Source organism: Paenibacillus sp. BK033 (assembly GCF_004345425.1).
GTDB lineage: Bacteria > Bacillota > Bacilli > Paenibacillales > Paenibacillaceae > Pristimantibacillus.
The window spans coordinates 1-24,176 of record NZ_SLVP01000006.1; the positions used below are offsets into that span (position 1 = coordinate 1).

The 24,176-nt window shown below is 52.6% G+C and carries 21 protein-coding genes; 16 read left to right on the plus strand and 5 right to left on the minus strand.

Annotated features, from left to right (window positions below):
• The 3 genes from EV294_RS19645 to EV294_RS19655 all read left to right on the plus strand — a co-directional run.
• Positions 1 to 144 (plus strand): IS3 family transposase (locus tag EV294_RS19645; RefSeq protein ID WP_165930751.1); only part of this gene is annotated, 144 nt, incomplete at its 5' end.
• A gap of 149 nt (positions 145 to 293) precedes the next feature.
• Positions 294 to 770, plus strand: a complete 477-nt coding sequence (locus EV294_RS19650; protein WP_132309864.1) for a GNAT family N-acetyltransferase — start codon at positions 294 to 296, stop codon at positions 768 to 770.
• A gap of 13 nt (positions 771 to 783) precedes the next feature.
• Positions 784 to 1,191: a GNAT family N-acetyltransferase gene (locus EV294_RS19655; protein ID WP_132309866.1), complete on the plus strand. Its 408-nt coding sequence runs from the start codon at positions 784 to 786 to the stop codon at positions 1,189 to 1,191.
• 53 nt (positions 1,192 to 1,244) lie between these two features.
• On the opposite strand, the gene EV294_RS19660 is transcribed toward EV294_RS19655, so the two are convergent.
• Positions 1,245 to 2,183 carry an aldo/keto reductase gene (locus EV294_RS19660; RefSeq protein WP_132309868.1) on the minus strand — a complete coding sequence of 313 codons (939 nt, stop codon included), beginning with the start codon at positions 2,181 to 2,183 and terminating at the stop codon, positions 1,245 to 1,247.
• A 24-nt stretch (positions 2,184 to 2,207) separates the two neighbouring features.
• Complete coding sequence (locus tag EV294_RS19665; RefSeq protein ID WP_132309870.1) at positions 2,208 to 3,209, minus strand: Gfo/Idh/MocA family protein; 1,002 nt, start codon at positions 3,207 to 3,209, stop codon at positions 2,208 to 2,210.
• Positions 3,210 to 3,334: 125 nt separating this feature from the next.
• Between EV294_RS19665 and EV294_RS19670 the strand changes: the two genes are divergently transcribed.
• Positions 3,335 to 4,174, plus strand: a complete 840-nt coding sequence (locus EV294_RS19670) for an AraC family transcriptional regulator (RefSeq protein ID WP_132309872.1) — start codon at positions 3,335 to 3,337, stop codon at positions 4,172 to 4,174.
• Positions 4,175 to 4,214: 40 nt separating this feature from the next.
• Here EV294_RS19670 and EV294_RS19675 read toward each other — a convergent pair whose 3' ends face one another.
• On the minus strand, positions 4,215 to 4,616 hold the full coding sequence (locus tag EV294_RS19675) for a VOC family protein (RefSeq protein ID WP_132309874.1): 402 nt from the start codon (positions 4,614 to 4,616) through the stop codon (positions 4,215 to 4,217).
• A 254-nt stretch (positions 4,617 to 4,870) separates the two neighbouring features.
• Between EV294_RS19675 and chvE the strand changes: the two genes are divergently transcribed.
• From chvE to EV294_RS19725, 10 genes are all read left to right on the plus strand, one after another.
• Positions 4,871 to 6,037 carry a multiple monosaccharide ABC transporter substrate-binding protein gene (chvE, locus tag EV294_RS19680; RefSeq protein ID WP_132309876.1) on the plus strand — a complete coding sequence of 389 codons (1,167 nt, stop codon included), beginning with the start codon at positions 4,871 to 4,873 and terminating at the stop codon, positions 6,035 to 6,037.
• A gap of 115 nt (positions 6,038 to 6,152) precedes the next feature.
• Entirely contained in the window at positions 6,153 to 7,661 is a 1,509-nt protein-coding gene (mmsA, locus tag EV294_RS19685) for a multiple monosaccharide ABC transporter ATP-binding protein (protein WP_481856085.1), read from the plus strand.
• Positions 7,662 to 7,667: 6 nt separating this feature from the next.
• On the plus strand, positions 7,668 to 8,831 hold the full coding sequence (gene mmsB / locus EV294_RS19690; protein ID WP_132309880.1) for a multiple monosaccharide ABC transporter permease: 1,164 nt from the start codon (positions 7,668 to 7,670) through the stop codon (positions 8,829 to 8,831).
• A gap of 102 nt (positions 8,832 to 8,933) precedes the next feature.
• The gene (locus EV294_RS19695) at positions 8,934 to 9,950 is read left to right on the plus strand and encodes a substrate-binding domain-containing protein (protein ID WP_132309882.1); all 1,017 of its coding nucleotides are present in this window, start codon (positions 8,934 to 8,936) and stop codon (positions 9,948 to 9,950) included.
• A 22-nt stretch (positions 9,951 to 9,972) separates the two neighbouring features.
• Positions 9,973 to 11,856 carry a cache domain-containing sensor histidine kinase gene (locus tag EV294_RS19700; RefSeq protein WP_132309883.1) on the plus strand — a complete coding sequence of 628 codons (1,884 nt, stop codon included), beginning with the start codon at positions 9,973 to 9,975 and terminating at the stop codon, positions 11,854 to 11,856.
• Positions 11,822 to 13,015: a response regulator gene (locus tag EV294_RS19705; protein WP_132309885.1), complete on the plus strand. Its 1,194-nt coding sequence runs from the start codon at positions 11,822 to 11,824 to the stop codon at positions 13,013 to 13,015. The genes EV294_RS19700 and EV294_RS19705 overlap by 35 nt, the downstream gene beginning before the upstream one ends.
• Positions 13,016 to 13,044: 29 nt before the next feature.
• Positions 13,045 to 13,932 carry a LysR family transcriptional regulator gene (locus EV294_RS19710; protein ID WP_132309887.1) on the plus strand — a complete coding sequence of 296 codons (888 nt, stop codon included), beginning with the start codon at positions 13,045 to 13,047 and terminating at the stop codon, positions 13,930 to 13,932.
• 104 nt (positions 13,933 to 14,036) lie between these two features.
• The gene (locus EV294_RS19715; RefSeq protein WP_132309889.1) at positions 14,037 to 14,471 is read left to right on the plus strand and encodes a rhodanese-like domain-containing protein; all 435 of its coding nucleotides are present in this window, start codon (positions 14,037 to 14,039) and stop codon (positions 14,469 to 14,471) included.
• A 299-nt stretch (positions 14,472 to 14,770) separates the two neighbouring features.
• The gene (locus EV294_RS19720; protein ID WP_132309891.1) at positions 14,771 to 15,313 is read left to right on the plus strand and encodes a sigma-70 family RNA polymerase sigma factor; all 543 of its coding nucleotides are present in this window, start codon (positions 14,771 to 14,773) and stop codon (positions 15,311 to 15,313) included.
• Positions 15,294 to 16,568 carry a hypothetical protein gene (locus EV294_RS19725; RefSeq protein ID WP_132309893.1) on the plus strand — a complete coding sequence of 425 codons (1,275 nt, stop codon included), beginning with the start codon at positions 15,294 to 15,296 and terminating at the stop codon, positions 16,566 to 16,568. The genes EV294_RS19720 and EV294_RS19725 overlap by 20 nt, the downstream gene beginning before the upstream one ends.
• 52 nt (positions 16,569 to 16,620) lie before the next feature.
• Here EV294_RS19725 and EV294_RS19730 read toward each other — a convergent pair whose 3' ends face one another.
• Positions 16,621 to 17,238, minus strand: coding sequence for a DUF975 family protein (locus tag EV294_RS19730; RefSeq protein ID WP_132309894.1), 618 nt, complete (start codon positions 17,236 to 17,238; stop codon positions 16,621 to 16,623).
• A 368-nt stretch (positions 17,239 to 17,606) separates the two neighbouring features.
• Positions 17,607 to 20,390 carry a carbohydrate binding domain-containing protein gene (locus EV294_RS19735; protein ID WP_132309896.1) on the minus strand — a complete coding sequence of 928 codons (2,784 nt, stop codon included), beginning with the start codon at positions 20,388 to 20,390 and terminating at the stop codon, positions 17,607 to 17,609.
• Positions 20,391 to 20,669: 279 nt separating this feature from the next.
• Between EV294_RS19735 and EV294_RS19740 the strand changes: the two genes are divergently transcribed.
• Positions 20,670 to 22,460, plus strand: coding sequence for a cache domain-containing sensor histidine kinase (locus EV294_RS19740; RefSeq protein ID WP_165930752.1), 1,791 nt, complete (start codon positions 20,670 to 20,672; stop codon positions 22,458 to 22,460).
• Between the two features lie 3 nt (positions 22,461 to 22,463).
• Entirely contained in the window at positions 22,464 to 24,026 is a 1,563-nt protein-coding gene (locus EV294_RS19745) for a response regulator transcription factor (protein ID WP_132309900.1), read from the plus strand.
• The last annotated feature ends 150 nt before the right edge of the window (positions 24,027 to 24,176 follow it).

The following is a 24,176-nucleotide window of genomic DNA, read 5'->3' on the forward strand; positions in this document are numbered from 1 at the left end:
ACCCGTTTTCGCACAAAGGAGCAGGCTTACACGGAACTATTCGAGTATATTGAGTTTTTCTACAACCGCAAAAGAATTCATAGTGCTTTGAACTACCTGTCTCCGGAACGTTTCGAAGCACAGTACTACCAACAGATCGGCTAATTGCTCTTAAGCAGTGTCCACTTTCTTGACAGAGGTCCAGCGACATCGTTAAGATGCGGTGCGGGCAGCTCCCGTTAGCAAAAAGAAACCTTTGTAACCAGTCAGCTTTTACTTGTAAAATATAACCAAACTCCGATAGGAGGCCTCTGATGCTTATCCGTCAATTGCTGCAGACCGATCAAGATCGTGTTATTCCTATGTTAGAAGAATACCCCCTGCAATTTCCGCCTTTTGTTATTGCTAGATACCCCGTGCGGTGGGCAGACTATTTCGCCTCATCTCCTTCTAGCAGCAGAAGCGATTATTTTGTTGCGGAGGATAAGGGTGAAGTCGTTGGGCACTCCGGTTATATGTTTAACGACGAAGCTGGCCTTTACGAGATTGTTGGCGTTGTTGTGAAGCAGAGTTCTGCACGGAAGGGCGTTGGCCGGGCATTGCTAAGCGAGATTTGCGACAGATTGAAAGAGCTCGGAGAGGAGCAAGTTATTTTGTACACGCTTGGCCATCCGGGAAACCGGGGAACGATCGATTTTTACAGCAGCATCGGGTTTAACTTGGTTAATGAGGAGAAAGACTTCTTTGCCGTAGGATACGACAGAGTTACTTTTACAAAGCTGTTAACTTAGGAGGCCATCGGCCATGGAGCATCTATATAACCATTACCGGTTTAGCGATGATAAGTCCCAGCTTGATTTGGATGCGATTCAGACCTTTCTGGCCAAGAGTTACTGGGCAAACCATCGGACAAGGGAAACCATTGAAAAATCGATCCGGAACTCCACTTGCTACGGTATTTATTGCGGAGGCAAGCAAATAGGGTTTGCCCGAGTAATAACGGATTGGGCTACCGTCTATTATCTGGCCGATGTTTATATCGATGAAGAGCATCGGGGGCATGGTTTAGGCAAGGAGCTAGTGGGCTGGATAGTAAAGCAATACGAAGGGCTATCGGGACTGCTGGGTACGCTGGATGCCCATGGATTATATGAGCAGTTCGGCTTTAGGCGCAATGCGGAGCGGTTTATGGTTAGGAGACCTCAGGGATGAGAATAGTTCGTAAAAAAGCACGCTCCAGATAACAGGAGCGTGCTTTGTCATAACTACTTCTTATCCGAGCTCAGATCCAGCCAAGCCATCTCTTCGCGGGTCAGCTTGATGCGCGAGCCTTCGTCGCAGGAGCGGAGCTCCTCGAGCGATTGGGCGCCGATGAGGGCGCAGGTCGGGAAGGCTTGGTTGAGCACGTAAGCGAGCGCGATCTGGATTTGCGTGACGTTTTTTTGCTCGGCGAGCTGCTTCGCGCGTTCATAACGCTCCCAGTTATCGTCGCTGTAGAACACGCGGACCAGATCGGCGTTGCTCCGATCCTCCGGAGTAAAGCGGCCGGTGAAGAAGCCGCGAGCCTGGGAAGACCAGGAGAACAGCGGAAGCTGGTTGGCTTCATGCCACGCCAGGGTCTCGTCATCGACGGATACGCAGCCGGACCAGAACGGCTCGTTGGCTTTGGCAAGGCTCAGGTTAGGGCTGCTGAACGAGAAGCCAACGAGTCCTTTTGCCGCCGCGTAGTCATTTGCCTCTTGAATGCGCTGCCAAGTCCAGTTGGATACGCCGATCGTTTGCACCGCGCCGGATTTAATGTGCTCGTTCAGAATCTCGATGACTTCGCCTGCAGGCACGTTTGGATCATCGCGGTGCAGACCGTACATGTCAATCGTGTCGACTTGGAGACGCTCAAGGCTGGTCATCAGGTCGCTGCGGATCGCTTCGCGGCTGACGCGCGGGCCATTCTGGTCGTGATGGGCGCCTTTAGTCAGGATAACCCATTGGTCGCGGTTGCCGCGTTCCTTCAGGTAACGGCCGATGACTTCCTCGCTTTGTCCGCCGCAATAAATATGAGCGGAGTCGAAACAGTTGCCGCCAATGGCGAAGTAGGCGTCCATGTTGGCAGCGGCTTTTTCATAAGAGTCATGGTAGAAATAGTCCGTGCCTTTCATCAAGCGGGATACCGGTTTGTCCAATCCTTGCACCTTTAAGAATTCCATATGAAGCAGCCTCCTCAGAGATTATTAATTTAATTTGACTCTCGCATGCTCGCGGGCAGATAACAGACAAGCATCAATAACCTTCATGTTGCGGATCGCGTCGGATGTCGGGAATTCCAATGGATTGCCCTGCGTAATGGAACGGGCTATGGAATCCGCTTGCGCCGTATACGAGTTCACGTACGGCACCTCGATCTGGCGGCGCTCACCGTTTGCGGTCAGGTAGATGTGGCTGCTATCCGCCGTTGGCGTAACAAACGCGGACGGAACTTCAATAATGCCGTCGGTTCCGAGAATCTCCAGCGGATTGCGGAACGCCGCCCACATGCCGCAGTCGAACGTAAGCGATACGTTGCCTTCAAATTCAATCAGGCCGGAGGCCATCATATCCACATCGTCATGCTCCGGCGAGAAAAGGGCGTTAACCGTAACCGCTTCAGGCTCCCTATCAAGCAAGAGACGCGCTACGTTAATCGGATAGCAGCCAACATCATAGATCGAGCCGCCGCCCCAGTCTTTCCGGAAACGAACGTTTTTGGAATCATTCGGGTTGTTAAATGTGAAGGCGCTTCGGATTCCGCGAATCTGACCGATTGCACCGGAAGCGATCAGCTCTTTAATCTGCTGATAGCGCGGATGATAACGGTACATAAACGCCTCGGACAGAAGGACGCCCGCTCTGTCGGCTGCTTCGGCCATCTCTGCCGCTTCGTGCGCGTTTAGCGCGAGAGGCTTCTCGCACAAAATATGTTTTCCTGCTTCGGCTGCGCGAATCGCCCATTCCTTGTGGAGGTGGTTCGGCAGCGGGATATAAATAACGTCAATCGAGCTGTCGGCCAGGAGCGCCTCGTAGCTGTCATAGGCAGTTGGAATACTAAGCTCTTCGGCTGTTTGTCTGGCTTTTTCTCCGTCACGGCTCGCGATCGCGGCCGCTTCATTCAACTCGGATAAATGAAGACCTGGAATAACCGCACGTTTTGCAATTCCGGCACATCCCAGGATGCCCCATTTTAACTTTTTGCTCATGCTTCACCCTCGCTTCGTTAGAATGATTTATGACTATATTGCGATTATAGGAGAAGATAATTAAAATTAAAATGATATTATTTTGTATACCATTAGAACAATATTGTCATTAAGAGGTGCCATATATGAAACGCCAAAGCCTGCTGCTTACGCTTCCGAATATGCCGTATTTTTGCATGCCTGAATCGGTTGGCAATTACCGGTTTGATCCCGATCACAGCACAACTCGCGAAGCGGGAGCGCTTAACAATTTCAATATCCATTACTGCGTTGCCGGCAAAGGCTATGCGGAGATTGACGGCGTTGTCCATGAGCTTCGGGCGGGGGAAGCCGTGCTCTATTTTCCGCTGCAGAGGCAGCGCTATTACAGCAGTCAGGATGAGCCTTGGGACGTGCGGTGGTTTCACTTTTACGGAGGCACGGGCCTTCGGGATTATCTCATTGAGCAGGGCTTTCACAAAAGTCCGCTATGGAAGCTTCGCCAGCCCCAGATTTGGGAGCAGGCGCATGAGGAGCTGCTGCGCGAAGCGGAAACGCACCGGATGCTTCGGCCAGCCCAGCTATCTATGCTTACCTATATGCTGTTAACGGTCTTTGTCGAGCACGCGGCTGCGCTGCAAGGGAACAAGACGGGGACTTCGAGCGAGCGGATTATGGAGCTGCTTCCGCTGATGCAGCAGGAGGCGGTGAAGCCTTTTATCCTGGAGGAGTGGGCAGAGCGTGTGGGAGTGACGCCGTATTATTTCTGCAAGCTGTTTCGGAGCGCCACGCGTATGACGCCAATGGACTTTATTACCCGCTGCCGCCTGCAGGCGGCAAAGCAATGGCTGCTCGAGCGGAAGGACGATAACATTGGACAGATTGCGGAAGAAGCCGGCTATCCAAGCGTGAGTTACTTCAATAAGCGCTTCATGGAGCATGAGGGGATGACGCCAACGGCGTACCGAAGATTGTACGGGGTATAAAAAACGCCGGTAACCTTAACCAGGCTGCCGGCGTTATTCATTAGCCTTTCGGCATTTTGCTCTCATCCATGTACAGCAGATTCCAACGGTGGCCGTCCAGGTCGGCAAAACCTGCGCCGTACATCCAGCCGTCTGATTCGCTTGGCTTGCCGAAGATGGTGCCGCCTGCAAACTCTACTTTTCGGATCAATTCGTCCACTTCTTCTTTGCTATTAGCACCAAGCGAGAACAACACCTCTGCATATTGGGAAGTGTCGGCTACTTTCGCGCCGGAAAATTTCTCAAGCGCAGCATCGGGGAAGAGCAGGAACGTGGTCTGGCCGATCGTAAGCTTGGCCCTCTCGTTGCCTACGTTAGTTGCTTGAAATCCGATTTGATTAAAAAAGGCAGTTGATTTCTGAACATCCTTGACCGGCAGGTTAATCCAAATCTCCTGTGACATGGCTCTAGCCTCCTGGAATATATTTTTCAACTAGTCCTACTATACTCTAAATTTGGGAACGGAAGCGAATCTATGGCGATGGATTACTTCACTTTATAAAGACTTAAGCAGGTTAACCATTTACTAGCTTAAGTCTTTTTTGTTTGTTTTTTTATAAAAACGAGTAGAAGAAGTGAAAAGATTTAAAAAGCCTCCGCTTGTATGATTTGTCTATCAGCTCATTCATCTCACAAATCGAGAGGGGATAGACAGAAATGAAAAAGATGTTATCGATCCTGATGTTAACCGCATTAATCGTTGTGCTTGCCGCTTGCGGCGCGAACAGCAGCAGTAACAACGGCAGCAACAGCAGCAACAATGGCGGCGAGAAGGCAGCAAACAACGCGTCGGCCGGAAACGGCACGGAAAGCGCAAACACAGGCGCCTCCACCGAAAAAGGCAAAATCGGCATCTCCATGCCGACGAAATCGTCGGAGCGCTGGGTGGGCGACGGCGCCAACATGAAGAAGGAATTCGAAACGCTTGGTTACACGGTAGACCTTCAATATGCGGAGGATGTAATCGAGAACCAGGTTTCCCAAATCGAGAACATGATTACGAAGGGCGTTAAGGTGCTTGTCATTGCCGCAATCGACGGCGAATCCCTGACGGACGTGCTGCAAAAAGCGGCGGATCAGAACATTCAAGTAATCGCGTATGACCGTCTCATCAAAAACACCGAGCATGTCAGCTACTACGCGACCTTCGACAACTTCAAAGTAGGCGTGCTGCAAGCCTCCTACCTCGAAGACAAGCTTGGCCTGAAGGACGGCAAAGGGCCGTTTAACATCGAGCTGTTCGCCGGTTCCCCGGACGATAACAATGCTTACTTCTTCTTCGACGGCGCGATGTCGGTTCTGCAGCCTTACATCGACAGCGGCAAGCTGGTCGTGAAGAGCGGCCAGACAAAAATGGAGCAGGTCGCAACCCTCCGTTGGGACGGCGCAACCGCGCAATCCCGGATGGATAACCTGCTGAGCGCGAACTATGCAAGCGACACGGTAAACGCCGTATTGTCTCCGTATGACGGCATCAGCATCGGCATTATCTCCTCCCTGAAAGGGGTAGGCTACGGCACGGCGGATAAGCCAATGCCTATTATTACGGGCCAGGACGCCGAGGTTGCTTCGGTGAAATCCATCATTGCCGGCGAACAAACGTCCACGATCTTCAAAGACACCCGCGAGCTTGCGAAGGTAGCGGTTAGCATGGCTCAAGCGGTGATTGAAGGCAAGGAAGCGCAAGTAAACGATACGAAAACTTACAATAACGGCGTTAAGGTGGTTCCTTCCTTCCTGCTGGAGCCGGTATCCGTAGACAGCACCAACTACAAGCAAGTGCTGGTTGATTCAGGCTATTACACCGAAGACGAACTGAAATAAGCGAATTGAAGCATTGCGGCAGCCAAATGATTTAGCGACGGCCTCAAAGCCGTCGCTAGATCATTTTCCATTACTTGAAGGCGTGGTGATAGCTTTGACGGATATCCTGCTCGAAATGCGGGGAATCACCAAAACCTTTCCGGGCGTAAAAGCGCTGGAGAACGTTAATTTAAAGGTAAAAGAAGGCGAAATACACGCGCTTATGGGAGAGAACGGCGCGGGCAAATCGACGCTGATGAAGGTGCTCTCCGGCGTATATCCGTTTGGTTCCTATGAAGGCGACATTTTATTCAAGGGCAAAGCCTGCGAATTTAAAGATATCGGAAGCAGCGAGCAGCTTGGCATCGTCATCATCCATCAAGAGCTTGCGCTTATTCCGCAGCTGTCCGTGGCTGAAAATATTTTCCTCGGCAACGAGCAGGCCAGCCGCGGCATTATCAACTGGAACGAGACGATTGTAAAGACCCGGGAACTGCTCAAGACCGTAAGCTTGTCCGAATCCCCGAACACGCCTGCAGGAACGATGGGGGTAGGCAAGCAGCAGCTTGTGGAGATTGCGAAAGCTTTATCGAAGGAAGTAAAGCTGCTTATCCTGGACGAACCAACCGCTGCGCTAAATGAAGAGGACAGCGAAAATCTGCTGAATCTGATGCTGGCGTTCAAGGAGCAGGGTCTGACGTCCATTATCATCTCCCACAAGCTTAACGAAATCATGAAGGTGGCCGACTCCATTACGATTCTGCGCGACGGCCAGACGATCGAGACGCTGCGGGTCCGGGAGGATCAAATTACCGAGGACCGGATTATTAAAGGGATGGTTGGACGCGATCTGACGCATCGTTATCCGGAGCGGGAGCCGCATATCGGAGACGTCCTGTTCGAGGTCAAAGACTGGAACGTCTATCATCCGCAGCAATCGGAGCGGAAAGTGATCGACGAGGTCAGCTTCCGTATTAACCGCGGCGAGATTGTGGGCATCGCGGGGCTGATGGGGGCAGGACGCACGGAGCTTGCGATGAGTATTTTCGGCCAGTCCTACGGGAAGAAAATCAGCGGCCGGCTGTTCAAGGAAGGCAGGGAAATCCGGCTGCCCGACATCAGCAAAGCGATCGACGAGGGTATTGCTTACGTAACCGAGGACCGCAAGGAATACGGGCTTATCCTGATGGACGATATCAAACGCAATACAACGCTTGCCAACCTATGGGGCATTTCCAAATGGTTTGTGGTGGACGATTACAAAGAGATCACCGAGGCGGAAGGCTTCCGCAGGAAGCTGAACATCAAGACGCCAAGCGTCCATCAGAAAACCGGCAACCTGAGCGGAGGAAACCAGCAGAAGGTCGTGCTGAGCAAGTGGATTTTTACCGGTCCGGACCTCCTCATACTCGATGAACCAACCCGGGGCATCGACGTAGGGGCGAAATACGAGATTTACACGATTATCAATCAGCTGGCTGAGCAAGGGAAAGGCATTCTGATGATTTCCTCGGAGCTGCCGGAGCTGCTTGGGATGTGCGACCGGATTTACGTCATGAGCGAAGGACGTTTTACCGGGGAAGTGCCAAGAGCCGAAGCCAGCCAGGAAACGCTTATGAAGTATATGACGAAAAGCAGGAGGTAGGGCATCTTGGAAACCGCGCTGAAATTATTACGCAGCAATATCCGGCAATACGGCATGTTTATTGCACTTATTCTCATCATGCTGCTCTTTCAGTTTCTATCCGACGGCATTCTGCTGAAGCCGCTTAATATCACGAACCTGATTTTGCAGAACAGCTATATTCTTATTCTGGCCATCGGCATGCTGCTCGTGATTATCACCGGTCATATCGATCTATCCGTCGGCTCCGTTGCGGCCTTCGTTGGCGCGGTATCGGCCATCATGATGGTAAAACACGGGATGTCCTTCCCGGTGGCGATGGTGCTGTCGCTTGTGTTTGGCGCTATCGTTGGCGCTTGGCAGGGCTTCTGGGTGGCTTACGTGCGAATTCCGTCCTTTATCGTCACGCTTGCGGGGATGCTGTTATTCCGCGGCCTCACGATGCTGGTGCTGGACGGCAAATCGGTTGCACCGTTCCCGCAGGGCTTCCGCTCGATAAGCACCGGGTTCCTGCCGGACATTCCGGGCGGCTGGGACATTCATCTGCTCACGGTGTTGATCGGAATCGTGCTGTCGGTGCTGTACATCTTTATGGAATGGCGCGGACGGCTGGTCCAGAAGAGATACAAGCTTGAGCTGCTGCCGATTCCCTTCTTCATCATCAAGCTGGCGGCCGTGGTCATTATTACGAACCTGTTCACGTACGTGCTTGCTTCCTATAAGGGGCTTCCGAACATTCTTATCATGCTGTTTATTCTGATTGCCTTGTACACCTTCGTGATGCGCAAAACGATTATGGGCCGTCATATCTATGCGCTTGGCGGCAATGAGAAGGCAGCGAAATTGTCCGGGGTGAAGACGAAAAAGATGACCTTCTGGGTCTTCGTCAATATGGGCGTGCTTGCCGCTCTTGCGGGTCTTGTGTTCGCGGCAAGGCTAAACGCGGCCACTCCGAAGGCAGGGGTGAACTTCGAGCTGGATGCGATCGCGGCCGTCTTTATCGGCGGGGCTTCGGCAACGGGCGGAGTGGGTACGGTCATCGGGGCCATCGTTGGCGGTCTCGTTATGGGCGTCATGAATAACGGGATGTCGCTGGTTGGTCTCGGCATCGATTATCAGCAGGGCATCAAGGGTCTGGTGCTGCTGCTTGCGGTCGCTTTCGACCTCTATAACAAAAACAAATCTGCTTAATAACAGAGCCGTCTCTTAGCGCGTCTAAACACTTCTTGTGTCTAGGCGCGCTTAACTGCTATGTTAATGAAAGCGGTTTTTTGCATATGAGGGGGGATCCGGGTGAAGAAGCTGTTGCTCGTCTATATTGTGCTGATTGGGACGCTGATGGCCTATTTGTATATGGTATTCGTCAAGGAAGACAACAGCGCACTGCTGGATGAGCCCGAAGGGCTGCACGGTACGCTCGACGAGAAGTACGTAATGGTGAATTTTCTGGCGGGTATCGACTATTGGAAAAACGGGCTGAAAGGCTTCGAGGACGCGGCGGAGGCGCTTGGCGTATCGGTGGAATACCGGGGCTCCACGCAATACGACGTGCAGGAGGAAGTGATGGTGCTCGAGCAGGTGATTGCGCGGAGTCCTGCCGGAATAGCCGTAAGCGCCATCGATTCCGAGGCTCTGAACCCGGCGATTAATAAAGCGGTGGAAGCAGGCATTCCCGTTGTGATGTTCGATGCGGACGCTCCGCGAAGCAAAGCTTACTCCTACATCGGAACCAATAACTATAACGCCGGGGTTACGGCAGCCCGGAAGATGGCCGAGCTGACGGGCGGGGCCGGCAAGGTTGGCGTCATTACGCTGCCTAATCAATTGAACCATCAGGAAAGAACAAGGGGCTTTGAGGAGACGCTGGAGAAGGAATTTCCCGATCTTCAGCTGATCGGGATTGCCGACGGCAAAGGCGATCAGATGATATCGGAGCAGAAGGTGCGCGATCTGCTTGGCAGATTCCCGGACCTAAGCGGCATTTTCGTAACGGAAGCGAACGGCGGGGTTGGCGCGGGCAATGCCATTCTGCGTCTAAACAAGCTGGATCAGGTCAAGATCATCAGCTTTGACACGGATAAAGGAACGCTCGACATGGTCAAGAGCGGCACGATTTCGGCGACGTTGGCGCAGGGCACATGGAACATGGGGTATTGGTCGCTTATGCAGCTGTTCCATCTCCGCAACCGCATCGTGAATCCGATGTCGCAGGATAAGGGGGATTCCAGCATTCCGCCGCTGCCGACGAACATCGATACCGGCATTACGGTAGTAACCCCGGATGACGTAGACCAGTTTTATGCCAAGTAACCGGTAAAGGGGAGCGCTAACCATGATACTCAAACAGCTTCAGAAGAGCTTCCAGCTGAACAACTGGTCTATCCGATACAAGCTTATTTTGCACTTCCTGCTGATCAGCATTCTGCCTTCCCTTGTTATTGGACTATTAATGGGGTGGATCGTTAACGGCATTGTCGAAAAACAGGTCAACGGCCATACGATGCAGCTTATCGACAACGTGAACAAGTCGCTGGATTATTACGCGGGCAATATTCAGAATATCTCCTATTTTATCTCGATGAATCCGGACATTCAGGCCTTCTTGAGCGAGGGCAAGGAGGCTATCGACGACGACCGTGAGGAATACCGCATGTCCAAGTTTCTGCAGGGCTTTACCTCGCTTTACTCGGAGGTTGCGGGCATTATCGTTGTACGGTCGAGCGGCGATTATTTCAGCAACGAGATGTATGCCCGGACGGGCGACAGTCTGGCGAAGGAGTCCTGGTATCGGGAGGCGGTTCAGGCCAAAGGAATTTTCAAAATTATCGGCCATCCGGCCAACCGGAACGTGACCACCCATTCCAATTACAAGGACAGCGAGGTGGTCTCGGTTGTCCGCGCCATTCAGGATCCGGATACGCAGAAGACGTTGGGCGTTGTTCTTATTGATCTTAAGCTGAGGGTCATCGCGGAGACGGTTAGGGATGTGCGGCTTGGAAAATCCGGTTATTTGATGGTTATCGACGATAAGGGCGAGAGCATTTACGCACCCAAAAACTCCAAGGTCGGAAGTTTGGGCGTGGCGCTGCCCGGACAGCAGCTATCCGGTATGTTCGCTCAAACGGTAGGGGGCCAGAAGCTGCAGTTTATTTATCAGAAATCCTCTTTCACCAATTGGACGACCGTTGGGGTTTTTGCCGTTCAGGACAGCGTGCAGGAGATTAAGGACATTAACCTGTACCTCGTTACCTTCGTGTTTATCGTGTGCATGCTTGGCATTGCCGCATCGTATTACCTGTCTCATTCGATTTCCCGGCCGATCTCGCAGCTGGCCTCCTTCATGCGCAAGGTGGAGGAGGGCAATATGAGCATTCGCATTCCGGAGGAGCGGGAGGATGAGATTGGCCTGCTCGGCCGCAGCTTTAACAAGATGCTGTCGCAGATGACCCGGCTGATCTCGCAGGTGTGGGCGGAGCAGCGGCTTAAGCGGGAGGCGGAGCTGCGCAGCCTGCAGGCCCATATTCAGCCGCATTTTCTGTACAATACGCTCGATACGATCCAGTGGCTGGCCCGCAAGGACGGCGCGAAGGAAGCGACGGAGATGGTGGAGGCTTTGTCCAAGCTGTTCCGGATCGGGCTAAGCAAAGGCCAGGAGATGATACCGCTCACCGATGAGATCGAGCATATCCGGAGCTATTTGAAAATCCAGCAAACCCGCTATAAAGATAAGCTGAACTATAACATCGAAGTAGACGGAAGCTTCGACGACTTGTTCGTGCTGAAGCTTATTCTTCAGCCGCTTGTCGAGAACGCGATCTATCACGGCATTAAGGAACGCCGCGGGCCGGGAATGATTACGATCCGCGCCATTATTAGCGAAGAGATTATGGAGCTGGTTATCCAAGATGACGGAGCGGGGATGACGGAGGCCAGACTCGAAGCGCTGCGCGCCGTGCTTCAGGCCGCACCTGCGGTTCATGAAGCAAGCGCAGCGCAGAGGACAGCTGAAGAGCGTCAGCAAGGACAGGGGCAAGCGGCCAGCTATGGACTCCGAAACGTGCAGGAGCGGATCCGGCTAAGCTTTGGCGAGACCTATGGCATTACCATTGAGAGCAAAGAGAAAGCCGGGACAACGGTAATCATTAAGCATCCTATTATTCATCGGAAGGGGCAGGGTACGCATGACACGCACATGGAAGGTGTTAATCGCGGATGATGAGTCCATTATCCGGGAAGGAATCCGCAGCTCCATACCATGGGAGGACCTGCAGCTGGAGGTCGTTGGGGAAGCCGAGGACGGGGAGGAAGCGCTGGAGCTGGCCGTGGAAAAGCAGGCGAATATTCTGCTCGTCGATTTGAGCATGCCCATAATGAACGGCCTCGCCTTGATCAGCCACCTTCGTCAGCAGCTTCCCAAATGCAAGATCGTCATTATTACCGGTCATGATGAATTTAATTATGCCTATGAAGCCATTAAGCTGGAGGTTGACGATTATATTCTTAAGCCGGTAAATCCCGATATGCTGGGAGAAGTGCTGGCGAGAGTCGTTCAAAAGCTGGAGGAAACGACCGTTAATGAAGAGCTCCTGCAGATGGCTTCCAAGCAGATCGATAAAAACTTCGCGCTGCTCCGGGAAAGGTTTTGCCTCGAATGGATCAAGGGGGAGCTTGGAGAAGCGGAGATTCGCGAGCAGCTTTCGTTCCTTCGGATGCCGGGCGAGGAACCGGACTATGTAGGCGTCATCCGGTGGCCGGAGCAGTCGAAGGGCAAGGCGTTTTTCTCCGAGAAGGACCGCCAGCTTCTCTTGTTTGCCATCGAGAATATTATGGAAGAGCATCTTGAGCCGTTTACTTCCGTTCACTTCCGGGATAAAGTAGGATTAATTGTCGTTCTGATCTGGGGCAAGCCGCAGGAAGCGGTCTTTCGGCAGATTGAAGCGGATGTGGCGGGCTATTTGAAGATTGAGATCGTGGCCAGCTACCAGCCTGGTTCATCCGGGGACGTACCGTCGCTGTATGCGGAGGCGCGTGCTTCGGTTAACCGGGAGACGAAGCTTAGCCCCTTTGTCCGGCGGACGAAGGAGATTATTGCTGACCGCTTTGAAGACCGGGACTTGTCGCTTGAGGGAATCGCGGGCGAGCTGAACGTATCGGCGGTGTATCTGAGCCGTATCTTTAAGCAAGAGATGGGGACTTCTTTTATCAGCATGCTGACAGCCGCCCGGATGAAGGAAGCGATTCGGCTGCTGAACGAGACGGATCTGGCTATTCATGAAATCGCCGAGAAGACGGGTTATGAGTCGCAGCATTATTTCAGCACCGCGTTCAAGAAAACGACGGGTCTGCCCCCGAACCAGTATCGGAAACGGAATTAGCCGGCTTTTGGGAAAAGGAGGTGTCCGGCGTGGAATTGACCTATTTGAAAACCTTCTGCGAGGTCGCAAAGCACGGGAGCTTCACCCGCGCGGCGGAAATTCTGGGTTATGCCCAGTCCAGCATTACGACGCAAATCCAGCGGCTGGAGGAGTCGTACGGAGCCGTGTTAGTCGAACGGTTTGGCCGAAGCATGAGGCTGACCATAGCCGGTGAAGCATTGCTTCCTTACGCGAAGGAGGTCATCCGGCTCCACGAAGAATCGAAGGAAGTCGTGTCGAAGCAGTCCAAAGGAACGCTGTCCATCGGGACGATCGAGACGCTGGCAGCCTACTATCTTCCGCCGTATTTGCAGGCTTACCGCCAGCAGTATCCGGATATCAGCATCATGCTGCAGCCGGGGAATGAACCTGTTATTATAGAAGCCGTTAAAGAAGGGACGCTGGATGTAGGAGTTATTCTGGACCCGCCGTTCTCGGACCCGGAGCTCCATACGCAGGTGTTGAGAGAAGAGGAGCTTGTTATTATCGCGAGTCCCGAGCATCGGTTCTCGGCATTAAGCGAGGTCCGGGCAGAGGATTTATCGGGCGAGCCTCTTATCCTCACCGAGGATGGCTGCACGTACCGGGCGATGCTGCTCAAAGTGCTGCGGGACGGCGAGATTGACAGCAAGCCTTCTTACGAATTCGGGAATATGGAGGCTATCAAGCAATGCGTGGTATATGGCCTTGGCGTTGCCTTGCTGCCGCGTATCGCGGCTGCCGAGGAAATTCGGAAGCAGCAGCTGATTGCATTGCCTTTTAACCATCCTGACTGCAGATTCTACACCCAGCTGATTTATTCGAAGAAGAAATGGCAGTCCAAAGCCTTTCTTGGCTTCGTGGATTTAATGGGCGGGGGCAATCATCGGAATCATTGAAGTATGCCATCGAAAACCATCGATAACTCCGTTGTTAGGGATCATGCTATATTGAATTCAACAAGTCAAGGCATTTGGCAAATCCCTAACTGGAGGTACTCGTTATGACAACCCAACCCTTTTCGCTCGTCCTTGAAACTCCCGCCGCCGCACCGGAAGCTACGCACCGCCACTATATGAACAAGCTGTCCGTTGAGACGGACGTGGCGGATGTGTACTACGATATGCAGCATGGCCTCGACGACTTTCTGCTGATTGACGTACGCTGCCCAAAAGCGTATGCCGAGTGTCATATTCCGGGGGCGATTAACCTGCCTTCCAGAGAGATGACGGCGGAAACAACGGCTTCGTTCTCGAAGGAGCAGCTCATCGTCGTTTACTGCTGGAGCCCGGCCTGCAACGGCGGCACAAAAGGCGCAGCGCGCTTGTCCGGCCTAGGCTTCAAAGTAAAAGAGATGATCGGCGGTATCGAGTACTGGCGCAAAGAAGGCAACCCGGTAGAGGGCACGCATGCGGAGACCGCGCCGATGGTGGGCTAACAAGCGAGCGAGTGAGTGAGTGAGTGGAAGACCAGATTTCCCAGAGGGAATCTGGTTTTTTTGCTATAGTTACGCCGTATGGCATTAGGGGGCTGGCTGCAACCTGATACACGAATAGTCGCCGTCCGACACCGCCCGAGAATTTCTAAATGCTCCATTTTGCTGGAATAGCGTGTTACAGTTTCGTTAGCGTTAGCCGCCTACCGCGAAGGTGCATCGCCCGGTTGGAATTTTTCTTATGTTAAAGCCAAACGAAACGCTTATGCGTCTAATTTATAGAAGAGGTTAAAGCGAAGCAGGTGAGAGGCATTATTGATTTGGTGAAAATGGCGCAGCACGGCGACGAGTCTGCGTACTTGAAGCTTTTTCAGCAGTATGAAGAGGATTTGTATAGAGCAGCTTACGTGCATGTGGGGAACGAAGAGGATGCGTTGGATGTCATGCAGGAGACTGCGTATCGGTCATTCAAGGGGATACGCAAGCTGAAGGAGCCTGCTTATTTCAAAACGTGGCTCATCAAGATTGCGATAAGCTGCTCAATCGATCTGCTGCGCAAACGGAAGAGACAAATGCAATGGAGGCCGGAGTATCTGGAGTCGATAACCGTCAGCGATGAGGAAGATTTTACGTTGTCGATTACGTTAAAGGAACTGGTGGAGGCTTTGGAGCCGGAGGAGAAAAGCGTCGTTATTCTAAGATATTATTATGATCTTACGATCCGGGAAGTAACGGAAGTATTGGATATACCGCTAGGTACGGGAAAGACCTTGCTGTATCGGGCGTTGAAAAAGCTAAGGAAACGGGTAGAGGAGGATGGAGATTATGGATACGGGCTCCGATAAAATAAAGCAGCAAATGCAGACCATTCCCATCCCTTCTGAGCAGCTTCGTTACAGGGCACGCCTTGGTATAGAGCAAGCAGGAAGAGAAGGGCGGAAGGCAAAGCGAATAAGGCGGGGCTGGACTTCTATTGCTGCTGTCATTATTGTCCTTCTATTATCTACGGCATTAGTTAACCATACGAAGGTATGGGCGGCTATTCAGAATGCCTTGCAGTTTATCCCTGGTACGGGAATGGTGAAACAAGAGAAATCCCCGGAAGAACGTTATATCCTGAGCAAGCCCATTACCGTAAAGGTTGGGAAAGAGGGGACCATTATTATAAAAGGCATGATGTCCGACCATGAAATGACCTATCTAACGATGACCGGGCAAAATACAACCAGATTGAAGGACGTTACTCTTGTTAATGCTCAGGGTGAAGCCTTTAAGATTGATACCTCTATGGCTTCTTGGGGCGGAACGGTCTGGACGTCTTCTTTCTGGCATAAAGGAGAACTGGATGTACAGGGGGATATCAAGCTGATGATGGGGGAAGAAGCTCCGGTGGTAGTACCTATTCATTTAACGAAGGCAGAGTCCTTCGACAGCTATTCCGAGCTTGGTCTAACCTCTACAGTAAACGGACTGTCAATCACGGCTATTACGGATAAGGTAGATGGAAAAGCAAGGGTGTCTATAATTGCTCCGCCACGACAGGATTTCCGTATTATCGATTACGGAATTCACGGCGTCTACATGCATGATGAAAGTCTTAAGCTGCATGTCGTAAACAAAGCGGGCAAAAAGCTGGAGATTACCACGATTCAAGGCTTGAGCAGCCCCCAAGGCGAGTTGTATTTTCCTCTTGGCCGCGCGCCAGATGAATCCTATACCCTTACGATTCCGGAAATAAACGTTGAATACCAAGATGAGGTCAAGGTAAAAGTGCCGGCCGAAACAACTAACAACCTCAATCAAACCTTTGAAATTGCAGGGTACCCCGTCACGATTACCCGGGTGGAGAAAACCTCCCCAACGACACTTAGGGTGTATACGGATTTCCACTATGACAAGCAGGCGCCTTCATCGCTTTATATGATTGGTGCTGAAGAAAGCGGAATGGCGAGGCTAAAAGAAGGTACAGGCGAAGTGGAGTATTTGGAATGCACGATAGAACCGGGGAGCAAGCACCTAACTTTGCATATCAACCGTCCTGATGTCGTCCTTCGGGGACCTTGGGTGTTTGATTTTCAACCGAGCAATTTCTCCGATTAAACAAGAAGAAGACAGCGCATGCCGTGCTGTCTTCTTCTCGTTATTTAGTTACTTAGAACGAATCAGGGGCTGGAGGCGAGTTTCTGCCGGTTACTTCATCATAGAAGTGAGCCTGCGTAACGCTGATGTATGGACACAGCCATAGAAAACCCAGGCCAAAAGGAATCGCGGCCAGGATCGCCCAGCCGATAAAGGTCAGCTGCAGCACGAAGTAGCGCCATTTATTGCCCTTCATGATTTGTTTGCTTTCGTTGATGGCTTCAAGAACGCCGATATCCGGATTATCCCGCAGAATAAAAAACGCTTGCGAGTAGCGGAACGACGCAATAATCCCCGGAATGATTAACAAAAGCGTCCATAAAAAAGTAAATAGTCCGATCATAAAGTACAGGCAGAACGCTTTAATAAAGTGGGCGAAGCCGCTAAAGACTTCCGATACGGGCGGATTTTCTTTTCTCGCAATGCCCAGATAGAAGCTGATGAGTCCAAGTGAGATGGCGCCGCTGATCAGGAAGCTGATCACATTGCCGAGTACCGGGATCAAGTAATTGATCAGACCGATAACGGCCGCCAATAATATGGCCAGCAGAAAACCTCCGATCGCTTTTCCCCAATTGCCTCTCAGGCTTTCTCTCGCTCTGGCCCGCAGTTCCGAGTACGATGTGTTCATATGTACCTCCTAAAAAGAATTATCACTCAAACAGCCGCTTTAAGGCTGTTAGGATGATTCTTGCGTCGAAAGCGTCATCTTAAATTTAGGATGGATAGCCATCTAAATATACGGAAGGAACGGAGAGAACATTCCTGAAAATAAGGAAAAGGATATTTTTTCCGCGTAGCAAACTATTAAGGTCATATAGAATGACTCTTCATCGGGGCTACAAAAGGGCGGCGATACTGACAAACTGCGTGCCTATGTTATGGGTGGGCAGCGTTGGGACCCTGCTTTTATGCGCGAAATTATCTTAAGAGGAAAAAATCCCTCTCAAGCCGGCAATTAGCCTGCGCTTGAGAGGGATTTTTATCATAATAAACGTCTTAATACGTTTTTACCGCGTCAATATTAATCGCGCTGCTGCCGGTGCTGCCGGAGCCTTGATTAATGTAGAAGTTAATCTCGGCGATGGAGCCCAGATCGCGCGTGCTGTTGCCGCCGCTGTACCAGCTTGGGCGCGCAAAGCTGCTGAAAGGAACCTGGATGGTTGTGGCCGTTGTGCCGGATAGCGCGTAAGTCGTCTCCCACGGCTCGCCGCCGGCTTCCTTGAACTGCACGGTCAGCGTACGGTTGGAGCCGTCCGGCTTTACCCATAAAGAGAGGCCGGTTTTGCCGGACCAGCTGGCGGAAATCGGGTGAATAACGCCCGAATAGTTGGCGGCTGTCGTAATGCTGTAGCTCAATTTCATGCTGCTAGTGCCATCGCTTTTTAGGGACGTATCCAGGGTTGGCGTAATCGCGCTGCCGGACGAATTCATGGTGTAAGCGGCTTGCAGCGCGCTGTTTGAAGCATAGCTGTCAAAGCTGTCGATGGCGTCGCTTGGAGGCTGCGTGCCCCCGCCAACCTGGCCGGCAGTAATCGCATCTAAATAAATGGTGCTGCTGCCCGTCGTGCCGGAGCCCTGATTCACGTAGATACTATATTCCTTAACGGTATTAAGGTCCTTCACGCCGTTGCCGCCGCTGTACCAGCCCGGATGGTTGAAGGAGCTGAACGGCAGATTGACGATACCCGCGGTTGTGCCGGACAACGTATAGTACGTTTCCCACAGCTCTCCGCTGGTCTCCTTGAACTGAATCGTCAGGGTCCGGTTCGACCCGTCCGGCTTGAGCCAGAGCGACAAGCCTGTTGCTCCGGACCAGTCAGCCGTGCCAAGCTGCTTGGTTGCGCCTGCAAAGTTGGCCGGAGAGGCCGCGATGGTATAGGCAAATTTCATGCCGTAAGTACCGTCATTTTTGTTCGCGGCATCCCGGGTAACCGTCAAGGCGCCGCCGTCCGTATTGCGGACATAAGCGCTTTGCAGCGCGCTGTCCGAGCTGTACGAATCGAACGAATCAACCGCAGCCGACGTCGATTGTGCGGCAGTCGTAAAGGTTAGGCCGGCATTCGATGCCGCCGTGGATCCGGTGCCGTTCACGGCGGTTACCTTCCAGTAGTACGTTTTGTTGTAGGAAAGCGCGGAGCCCGCTGTATAGGAAGTGGAAGTAAGTCCGTCCGCGTTAATAACCGGGCTTGTATAGGAGCTGTTATCCGCAACAACAAGCGTATAGCTTGCGGCGTTGCTGGAAGCATTCCAGCTGAATGTCGGCAGCACGCTTTGGCCCGTTGCCCCGCTTGCCGGAGACGATTGCGTGAAAGCGCCCGGAGCAGGCAGAGCCGTTCCGCCCGTGGCATAGACAGGAGAGTAGCTGCCGGCAACCCCCGCAAGATTATGAGCTTTTACTCTATACCAGTAAGCCGTGCCCGAGACGGAGGCCGAGTCGGTCCATGGCGTGCTGGTATCCGTTGCGCATTGGTTGCACACGACGGTCCATGGTCCGCTTGCACCGGCAGTTGCGCGCTCAACGGTATATTTGTCCGCTGCGGCCGCGCCTCTCCATTTCAGCTGAACCTTGCCACCGCTTGCCTGATGCCCTGTAATGAGCGGCGCATCGGGGACGCCCGCGGCAGGAACCGATATACCGCGCATCGCGTAAGCGTGGTTGCGCAGCTGCTGGGCTTTTGTCCGCATGTCGGTTGTCGTGCCCGGATAGTAGATGGTGAAGCCGTCGTTATGCACCTTGTAGCCGTAATCGTCGTTTTGCCCGAACAGCGCCCAATAGTTGCTGCCGGCAATCGCCGGTTGGGCTTCGATGGCCGAAAGGAAGCTCGCAAGGGTACCGTAGGTTTCCAGGTTCCAGGCGAATTCGCCTACAACCATCGCTTTGCCGGCGGCTTGAACCTTGTTAGCCTGCGTATTCAGCTCGGTAACCGACAAGCCTTTGCAGCAGGCGCCAACGGCTGGCCATTGGTAAAAGTGATCGCTGTAGATGTCCACGCTCGAAATCGAAAGATGAGCATCCTTCACGCCATAGGTGCCGTCCATGACGAGATGGTTGCTGTCGATGCTTTTCAAATAATCGGCAATGTCCTGCGTCCAATTCTTCATGGCCGTCGGATTGTCGTACCAGCCCAGCTCGTTGCCGGTTTCCCAGGCCATAATGGTCGGATCGTCTTTATACTTGACGCCTGTATAGGTATTGGTGCGGTTGAGGAGAACGCTTAGATGCTGCTTGAAGGCGCTGATAATCTCAGGCTTGTTGTAGAACTCGTAGCCGGTGTAGCTGATGCCGTCGTCGGGATAGCCGAACCAGCGCGTCCATGATTTTTTGCCGCCGTGGTAGTAATCGTATTGGTCGATGAGAGGCAGAACAAGGCGAAGTCCGGCATCGCCGGCCGCTTTAATCGCATAATCGAGCTTCTGGAAGGCGGTCTCGTTGTATGTACCTAGCGATGGCATAATACACTTCGTACATCCGAAGGAGATGGCGGCATGGGAGCGGACAACGGTTGCGCCCATTTCTTTTGCCGTCTGCAGGGCATTGTTTACGCGGAATTCGGTCGGATACTCGACGGGATTCTCGTCCAGGGCAAGCCAGTAGATGTTAGGGCCGCTGTAGCGGAACGGCTGGCCGTTCAGCATCAGCTGGCTGCCGGAGCGGGTAACGAAGCCGGAGACGGCGGCGGAAGCTTTTTTGGCTGGAGGACCAACGAGACTCAGCAAAGACATAAAGGCGAGAAGCAGGGCGAGAGCATAGGAGAGCATACGGAATCTGGTGGTGATCACACGATAACCTCCTTCAATTTGGGTGGCCAATGGATAGCCAAGCACGCAAGGCCTGGGACAAAATGTAAACGCTTTACCTCCTTTCCGCACGGAATACGCAGGCCGCGTGCTACTAATCTAACGCCATCCGCAGTCTCTTGACTATTGGCTAATTTTTAGGTTTATTGCACTATGTTTAGGCCTTCCCGGTTAACGCGAAGAAAAGGTTGCCTGTTCCTCTGCCTCTGTGTCAGAATCACAGTAAACGCTTACATAATAGAAAGACAGGAGCCTGCTCAAATGAACATAGGACGTGGCTTTTTCCATATTAACGGGTTTAGCAGCATGACCATGCAGAAGAAGCTCATTATCGTATTCGTGGTTCTGATCATTATTCCTATCTCGGCTACGGGGTTTATTTCCTACCAGAATTACATCCAATCGATTAATAAGAATACCAAAAACTACGTCACCGAGCTGATCAGCAATATGCAGGCGAACCTGGACAGCCATCTGGAAGACATGATGACCGTGAGCAAAATCCCGCTTTACTCGGTTGAAATGCAGCAATACATGAGCCATCAGGAGATGACGCTCGAGAAGCAGCGCCAGATGGACTTCTACATCGGCCTGCTGGACAGCATGAGGAAAAATCTCTATTCCGCCTATCTCTACGATAATTACGGCAACGTCTTCTACCGGATCAAGACGGATGCCATCCGCGAGGATATGATGAGCCATTACGAGGAATGGAAGCAGCTGGCCGTCCAAGGCAACGGCGATCCCGTCATTATTCCGACCCAGCGGGTGATGCGCGCAAACGGCACGCCCCAATATCTGTTCACGGTGCTGCGGAGCATCCGGGATATCGGCACGCTGGAGACAATCGGCTATGTAGCGGTGGACGCCGATATTCGCGTCATTGAGGATGTCGTGCAGGAGCTGAATACGGTAACGAACGGGAAGACGCTTATCATTGACGGCCGGAACAACGTGGCCTATGACAGCGATCACGTGCTGACGGCTACCAATATTACGGGCAACGAGGTTATTCGGAAAGCCGTCGGCGATCAGGGCAATTTCAATGTCGTAGTCGACGGCATCTCCTACATCTGCAGTTACTCCGTATCCAAAGATACCGGCTGGAAAATATTCGCCTTTGTTCCGGTTAACTATCTGCATCACGATGCCCAGCTGACGCGGAACGTAACGCTTACGACGACGATCGCGATTATCAGCTTCGCGCTGCTGGTCTCGGTCATATTGGCTTTTATGATGACCAGATCCCTCCGTCAGATGACGGAACTGATGCGTACGGTTCGCGGCGGCAACCTGGACGTCAGCTTTGACGTGAAGCAGAAGGACGAGGTCGGCATTCTCGGCACGGAATTTAACCGCATGCTCAGGCGGATGAAGGAGCTCATTTCCGAAATTTACGTTATCCAGTCCCGCAAAAAAGAGGCCGACCTGGAGGCGCTGCAAAGCCAGATTAATCCCCATTTCATATACAACACCTTAGAGACCATCCGGATGACCGCCGAGATTAACGATGATGAAGAGGTAGCGGAGATGACCTTCACGCTCGGCAAGCTGTTAAGGTACAGCATTAACCGGGGGCGGGAGACGGTTGAATTAAAAGAAGAGCTGCAGCATCTGGAACGGTATCTTCAGCTGCTTCGCTACCGGTTCAGCAACCGTTTTGTCGTCACCTTCGATATCCCTCAAGAGCTGATGGCCTTCCCGGTCATGAAGCTGACCTTCCAGCCGATTGTCGAAAATGCGATCCTCCATGGCATGGAGGGCAAGCCCAACGAAGTTACGATCCGCTTGTCGGCGGAGCGGAAGGAGCAGCTTCTTATCTTTTCGATTAAGGACGAAGGCGCCGGGATGGACGCCATGACGCTCGATCTGCTGCGCCAATCCATGAACGGTACCCGCGAGGCGGGAAGCTCCAAGACGGGGGTAGGCCTGCGCAATGTCAACGAAAGGATCAAGCTGCATTACGGCGAGACGTATGGGCTGGAGATCGAGAGCAAGTGGGGAGAAGGAACAACCGTCTATTTAAAACTTCCGAGAAAGCATGGTGAATAACAAATGCTGAGCATTATGATTATCGACGATGAGGATCTGATCCGCCGCGGGCTGGAGAAGATCATTTCCAAGCTGAACGAGGAGTATCTGGTTGTCGGCAGCTTTTCGAACGGCTTTGAGGCTTCCCAGGAGCTGGACCGTTTAACGCCGGATGTTGTCATTACCGATATCAAAATGCCCTATATGGACGGGCTGCAATTCATAGAGGAATTAAGACGCCGCCTTCCGGATACGCGGTGTCTGATTTTGAGCGGCTACAATGATTTCGATTATGCGCGTACCGCCATGCAGTACGGCGTAAAGGATTATCTGATCAAGCCGGTTGACAAGGAGGAGCTGCTGGCGAACCTGTCTCATATTCATGAGGAGCTGAGGGCAGCGAAGCAGGAGAAAGAGAAGGAGCAGCTGTTAAGCAAAAAAGCGCAAATGAGCGATCTCCTGCTGCGGGAGCAGCAGCTGCGCCGGCTGCTGGGCGGAGATAGGGATGCCCCCGTATCCGCAGGCGTGGAGGAGCCTTCCGCACCTGTTATATTCGAGCAGCCTTACGCGGTGCTTGCCATTCGGGCTTCGAATCAGGGCATGAAGGAGCAGCTGCTGGAGTGGGGAAGAACGATGGCCGCTGAAGGCATGGAAAGCGTGGCGATGGAGGCGCAGGTTATCGCCTTGCTGATTCCTTCTCCAAGGGAGGAAGAGACATGCAGGCTAGCCCATAAGTCAGCGCTTCGTTTAATAAGCGACCTGCAGTTTGCCGCCAAAGGCAAGTTTGTCGTCGGAATCAGCGGCAGTTATAAAGGGAGCGCCGCTGCGTTGGCTGCTTACCGGGAAGCATTGGCGCTGTCCTATGCCGGCATTTACAAGCGCGAAGCGTTTGCCGTCGTAACGGGCAAGGAGGGACCAAACGCTCCCGCGGAGCCGGCTTTTTTTACGGCGCTATTGACGGGCGGGTTTACCCAGGCGCTCGAGCGGCTTGATGCCGAAGGCATGGGGACGGCGGTTCAGCAGCTGTTCGTGGAGATCGAGCGGGTGCGGCCGCCTTATGCGGACCTCGTCCAGTTTATGGCGAATCTGCTGTATACCGCCGTGCAGAAGGCCGACGGTCTGCTGGATGAGCTGGTGAAGCTGACGCCGCCGGGCGTGGGCGTCTACCAGTCCGTTGCCGACTTTTTTAACGTGGCGGAGCTGAAGGAACGGATCCAGCATCTGCTGGAGCTCTCGGTATACAAGCTTGCTTCCTTGCGCAAAGAAGGAGGCAATCGGGTCATCGAGACGGTTAAGCAGCTGATCCAGCAGGATTACGATAAAGACCTGGAACTGACCGAGCTGTCGGAGAAGGTATTCCTTAACCCCAGCTATCTCAGCACGCTATTCAAGCAGGAGACGGGGCTGACCATTACGCAATATGTGCTGCAGCTGCGCATGATGAAGGCGAAGGAGCTGCTCAAGAAGAGAATGGACCTGAAGGTATACGAGGTGGGCGAGCAGGTCGGCTATCCGGATTCTATCTATTTCAATAAGGTGTTTAAAAAAATGGTAGGCATTACGCCAAAGGAGTACCGGAATTTATAGTTCTTCCTCGGGTTGCCGAAGCTGGCTTTTGAAAAAATTCCAAAAACAAGACCATAAACAAAAAATCGCGACATTAAATTGCGAAGGCGCTTTCTCTATAATCGGATTTGTAAGTAAGCGCATTCACTACATATTCGAGGGGGAACCCAG